At 65.9% G+C, this 5122-nt stretch carries 5 protein-coding genes and 2 tRNA genes; 1 reads left to right on the forward strand and 6 read right to left on the reverse strand.

Annotated features, from left to right (window positions below; translation table 11 throughout):
* Positions 1 to 32 precede the first annotated feature (32 nt).
* Positions 33 to 109: transfer RNA gene (locus EN738_RS30645), tRNA-Asp, on the reverse strand.
* Positions 110 to 328: 219 nt separating this feature from the next.
* On the opposite strand from EN738_RS30645, the gene EN738_RS30650 reads away from it, so the two are divergent.
* A tRNA-Val gene (locus EN738_RS30650) sits at positions 329 to 404 on the forward strand.
* 63 nt (positions 405 to 467) lie between these two features.
* On the opposite strand, the gene EN738_RS30655 is transcribed toward EN738_RS30650, so the two are convergent.
* From EN738_RS30655 to EN738_RS30675, 5 genes are all read right to left on the reverse strand, one after another.
* The gene (locus tag EN738_RS30655) at positions 468 to 1238 is read right to left on the reverse strand and encodes an SDR family oxidoreductase (RefSeq protein ID WP_126054883.1); all 771 of its coding nucleotides are present in this window, start codon (positions 1236 to 1238) and stop codon (positions 468 to 470) included.
* Complete coding sequence (locus EN738_RS30660; RefSeq protein ID WP_127286879.1) at positions 1235 to 2230, reverse strand: ABC transporter permease; 996 nt, start codon at positions 2228 to 2230, stop codon at positions 1235 to 1237. The genes EN738_RS30655 and EN738_RS30660 overlap by 4 nt, the downstream gene beginning before the upstream one ends.
* A 118-nt stretch (positions 2231 to 2348) precedes the next feature.
* Positions 2349 to 3389, reverse strand: a complete 1041-nt coding sequence (locus EN738_RS30665) for a sugar ABC transporter substrate-binding protein (RefSeq protein WP_127286880.1) — start codon at positions 3387 to 3389, stop codon at positions 2349 to 2351.
* Between the two features lie 39 nt (positions 3390 to 3428).
* On the reverse strand, positions 3429 to 4193 hold the full coding sequence (locus EN738_RS30670; protein ID WP_127286881.1) for an ATP-binding cassette domain-containing protein: 765 nt from the start codon (positions 4191 to 4193) through the stop codon (positions 3429 to 3431).
* Positions 4190 to 5122 (reverse strand): ROK family protein (locus EN738_RS30675; protein WP_145966979.1); only part of this gene is annotated, 933 nt, incomplete at its 5' end. The genes EN738_RS30675 and EN738_RS30670, both read right to left, overlap by 4 nt.

The following is a 5122-nucleotide window of genomic DNA, read 5'->3' on the forward strand; positions in this document are numbered from 1 at the left end:
CGCAGAGTCAGGGCCCAAGCCACTGAAAGAAATGGCGCGAGTGACGGGGCTCGAACCCGCGACCTCCGGCGTGACAGGCCGGCACTCTAACCGACTGAGCTACACCCGCGCACTTGACGACCACGTGTCAGCCGTGTTCGTCGTTGGGCCGCTGGATACGGGGTTCGCCACCGGGTGTCAAGCGCGGCAAAGCACCTTATCAGCAAACTGGAGAAGGTTTTTTGACAACCGCCTCTTTACGCTGGAAAACCGCCACGCGGCCAACGCTGCGCCTGTTCATTTGGCCTTGCGAAGCCTGCCCTAACTGCTTAAAGGTCCGGCCCGGAGCGGGCGATTAGCTCAGTTGGTAGAGCGCTTCGTTTACACCGAAGATGTCGGCGGTTCGAGCCCGTCATCGCCCACCATCCCAGCCATCTGCAAGCAGTCACCCTGAAGCGAATCTCGCCGTTCGCCCCGCCCGCCAACAATCATGGCGGCAGCAGCCGAAAATCCTTGCCCTCGGGCAGCAGCTGGCCGCCGTCGACGACGATGGTCGTGCCGGTGATGTAGCTGGCGTCGTCGGAGGCCAGGAACAGGAAGGCATTGGCGACGTCGCGCGGGCTGCCCAGCCGTCCGAGCGGGATGGAGTCCTGCATGTTCTGGATATAGGCCGCACCGCGATGCAGCTCGATCGCCTCGGTGAGGATGTTGCCGGGCTCGACGCCGTTGACGGTGATGCCGTAGCCGGCGAATTCGAGCGCGGCGGCACGGATCAGCCCGTTGATTCCGGCCTTGGTCGCCGAATAATGGCCGTGGCCGGGGCTGGTCACATGCGGGCCTGTGATCGATGAGGTGAACAGCATGCGGCCATGCCGCTGCGCCTTCATCGGCACGAGCGCGGCACGGGTGGCGTTGAAGGAGCCGCGCAGGTTGACGGCCATCACCCTGTCCCAGTCCTCCGGGCTGGTGTTCTCGATCAACTGCCAGGGATAGATGCCGGCATTCTGGACCAGGATGTCGAGTCGGCCATGCTGCTCGAGCGCCAGCGCCACGGCGGCCTCGGCCTCGGCCATTTGCGAGATGTCGGTGCGGATGAAGGCGGCGCCGAACTCGCTCGCGGTGGCTTGCCCGGCCTCGGCCTCGGTGTCGGCCAGGACGAGCTTCGCTCCCTCTTCGGCGAAGCGCTGAGCGATGCCCTTGCCGATGCCGCGCGCGCTGCCGACGATGAGCGCGACCCTGTCCTGCAGCCGGCCGGTCATGCCAGCCTCTGCCGGATGGTCTGCTTGAAGGCGTCGAGCAGCACCGCCGCCAGCACCAGCAGGCCGTGGATCACCTGGGTGAAATTGGCCGGCAGGCCCATCAGGTTGATCGCCGTGTTGATGGCCGAGAGCAAGAGCACGCCGGCATAGACGCCGGGCAGGGCGCCGACGCCGCCCTTCAGGCTGACGCCGCCGATGACGACGGCGGCGAAGGCGTTGAACAAAAGCCCGACGCCGAGATTGGCGGTGGCGCCGGAGGTGCGGATGGCCAGCAGCCAGCCGGCGAGACCGGCGATGGCGCCGGCAAGCACGAAGGCGATGATCAAATTGCGATTGACGCGGATGCCGGCGCGGAAGGTCGCCGTCTCGTTGCCGCCGATCATCACCAGATGCCGGCCGAACGGCGTCTTGGCCATGATCAGCGAGAAGACGACGAAACAGGCGATGGCGATCCAGGCGGTGAGCGGCAGCCCGATCAGCCGCTGGATGCCGAACCAGCGGATCGCCGGCGCCAGGTCCTGCGCCGAGCGGCCGCCGGAAACGACGAGCACCAGGCCGCGCACCCAGATGTAGGAGGCCAGCGTGATGATGAAGGCGCTCATCTTCAGCCTGACGATCAGGAAGCCGTTGAAGACGCCGATGATGCCGCCGACGAGGACGGCGAGCAGCAGCGAAACCGGAACCATCAGCCATTGCGGGTGCAGTTGCACGCCGAGGCCGATGCCCGACGAGCAGAACAGGATGCCGACCGCCATGGCGCTGAGCGCGGCGACCGATTCGACCGACAGGTCCATGTGGCCGGCGATGATGACCAGCGCCAGGCCGATCGACATCACGCCCAGCACGCTGGAGGCCTCGATGATGTTCGCGAAGATGCCGAGCTGGAAGTAGTTCGGAATGAGCAGGGAAAACACCACCAGCACGAAGACCAGCATGAACCAGACGAGATTGTCGAGAATGAGCTCGAGAGCATGGCGGGTGCGGGGGTTCATGAGCTGATCCGGTTGGCGCGCGCGTGTTTGACAATGTTGCGGCTTCGCGCGTTTCGACGCGCGCGGCGCTTTTGAGGGGCGCTCCGGGCCGGGTAGCCCGGAGCGGTCCTCGTGGCTACTACTCGACCGGTTTTACAGTTTCGGTCGGCGGCTTCTGGTTGCCCCAGAAGGCCGGGTTATCGACGTTCTCCTTGGTGATGGCGGCGCCGGGGATCTTGATGTTCGGGCCCCAGGCTTCCTTGGTCACCGTCGACTTCAGGCCAAGCACGTCATATTCGCCTGGCTTGATCTCTTCCTTTTTGACGATCTTGTCCATGAACATGGCGACGGCCGCGGCCTGGGCGTAGAGCGGCTGTTCGACTTCGACGTTGAGCCAGCCCTTGCGGATCAGGTCGAGACCGACCGGTGCGCCGTTCGAGCTCATCATCATGACGTCGCCGGGCTTCTTGCCTGCGGCCTCGAGCGAGGCGACGCCGGCGACCGAGAGATGCGCGGCATGGCTGAAGATCAGGTCGATGTCGGGATTGGCGAGCATCTGGTCGGCGACGATGGTGCCGGCGTTGCTGGCTTCCCACTGCATGGCCGGAAGCGAGATGATCTTGACGTCCGGGAACGCCTTCATCTTCTCCTCGAACCCCTTCTGGATGTCGAGCGTGTAGGGATCGCCGGGATCGCCGAGCACCTGCAGGATCTTGCCCTTCACCGCCCCGTTCTTCGCTTTCAGGAGCTTCTCGGCCTGGTCGGCGGCGACGTAGCCGATCTCGACTGTGCCGGCGACCGAGGTGAAGTCGGACGGGGTGGAGGTGATCTGGCGGTCGAATTCTACCACCGGAATGCCGGCGGCGCGGGCCGCTTCGACGGACGGTTTCAGCGCGTTGAAATCGACCGCCGCAAGGACGATCGCGGCGGGCTTCAGCGCGATGACGTCGTTCATCTGCGATTGCTGGCCGTCGGTCTTGTTGTCGGCGTTCAGCGATTTGAAGTCGTAGCCGACCTGCTTCAGGAACAGTTCCAGCGCGGTCACCGAACCGGTCTGGAACTCATCGAGCAATGTCGGCACCAGATAATAGACGGTGCCCTTGGACTGGGCGAATGCCGGCGTGAGCGTGGCAATAGCCAGTGCCAGGAAACCGAAGACGGAAAGAAGTATTCTCTTCATGTCGTTCGCTCCTCTTGCGCCGGACCCCTCATTTGTCCCTCAGCTCGCCGGTCCGGCACCGGCCAGCGTCTCTCCGGTGATCATGTTGATCACCGCGTCGGGACTTGTCTTGCTGCGTGCGACATCGCCCGCCACGACGCCTTGCCGGATCACCACGATCCGGTCGGCGACCTGGAAGGCCTGCTGCATGATATGAGTGATGATGACGACGCCGATGCCCTGGTTCACCACCTGGCGGATCATGTCGAGGCCGCGTCGCGTCTGCTCGACGCCAAGCGCCGCGAACGGCTCGTCGAGCAGCACCAGCTTGCCGCCCCAGTGCACGAAGCGGTTGAGCTCTATCGCTTGCCGCTGGCCGCCCGAAAGATGCTCGACATTGGTGCGCAACGACGGGATGCGGGTGCCGGCATTGGCGAGCGCCTTGGCGACCACGTCTTCCATGGCGCGCTCATCGAGCAGGGGGACGCCGAGCACCTTGCGGGTGATCTCGCGGCCCATGAAGAAATTCGCCACCACGTCGACATTGGTGCACAGCGACAGGTCCTGGTAGACGGTCTCGATACCGGCCGCCTTGGCCTCGGCAGGCGATCTGGCCAGGAACTCCTTGCCTTCGAACAGCATGCGGCCGGAGGTCGGCTCCAGCCCGCCGGCGATGATCTTGACCAGCGTCGACTTGCCGGCGCCGTTGTCGCCCAGCAGCGCCACGACCTCGCCGCGTCCGATCGAAAAGCTGATGCCCTTCAGCGCCTGGATGGCGCCGTAGTTCTTGGTGACGTTGTCGAGGACCAGCAGGGGTTCGCTCATGCCGCGATGTCTCCGCCTTTCAGGAGGTCGCCGCCGCGCTGCCGCTTGGCGGTGAAGATCTGGCCGAAGCGCGGCGAGAGCACCCCGGAAACGGCAAGTGCCGCCGCGCCGCGCAGCACCGCATGCTGGCCGCCGCGGGCGACGACGATGCGCGGCGTGGCGCGGTCCTTGCGGGCCGAGACCGAATTGGGCAGCTCGGCGGCTCCCGCCAGGCGCTCGAGCAGCGCCGGCGGCGCCAGCCCGCCGAGCACCACCGTCTCGGGGTCGAACAGGTTCTCGATGATGGTGATGGCGTTGCGGAAAACCGGGCCGATTTCGGCCACCCAGGCGTCGTCGCTGCCGTGCCAGCGTCCGCGCGCCTCGAGCGAGAGGTAGCGCTCCAGGCAGCCCCGATTGCCGCATGGGCAAGGTTCGCCGCCGAACACGACCGGGATGTGGCCGATCTCGCCGGCATTGCCCCAGGCGCCGCGCAGCACGCTGCCATCATGCACCATGGCGCCGCCGAGGCCGACGCCGAAATAGAGGTAGTAGTAGTCGGAATATCCGGTGCCGAGGCCGTAGAGGCGCTCGCCCATGGCGGCGGCCGCCATGTCGGTCTCGAAGAAGGCCGGCAAACCCGTGGCCGTCGTCAGCCGCTCGCGCAGCGCCACGTCCTTCCAGCCGGTCATGGTCGTCGGGCCGATGAAGCTCATGGATTCGACGCCGAACGGGCCGGGCAGCGCCATGCCGACGCCAAGCACGCGTCCGCCCGCGCGCCGTCCGGCCAGGTCGCGGACCATGGCGCCGATCTGGTCGAACGCGTGGTCGGGCGTCACGTTGGGCGCTTCGCTGTGCATGCTTTCGATGACGTCGCCGCTGAGGTTGATCAGCGCCGCGTCGATGCCGAGCGGGGTGAGGTGGATGCCGACGGCATAGCCGCCTTCGGGATT

It is taken from the genome of Mesorhizobium sp. M4B.F.Ca.ET.017.02.2.1, from assembly GCF_003998955.1.
Taxonomy (GTDB): domain Bacteria; phylum Pseudomonadota; class Alphaproteobacteria; order Rhizobiales; family Rhizobiaceae; genus Mesorhizobium; species Mesorhizobium abyssinicae.

Bases quoted from the DNA above. Each gene is read 5' to 3' on its own strand.
- EN738_RS30660 (WP_127286879.1), bottom strand. From the start codon at position 2,230: ATGAACCCCCGCACCCGCCATGCTCTCGAGCTCATTCTCGACAATCTC.
- EN738_RS30665 (WP_127286880.1), bottom strand. From the start codon at position 3,389: ATGAAGAGAATACTTCTTTCCGTCTTCGGTTTCCTGGCACTGGCTATT.
- EN738_RS30655 (WP_126054883.1), bottom strand. From the start codon at position 1,238: ATGACCGGCCGGCTGCAGGACAGGGTCGCGCTCATCGTCGGCAGCGCG.
- EN738_RS30670 (WP_127286881.1), bottom strand. From the start codon at position 4,193: ATGAGCGAACCCCTGCTGGTCCTCGACAACGTCACCAAGAACTACGGC.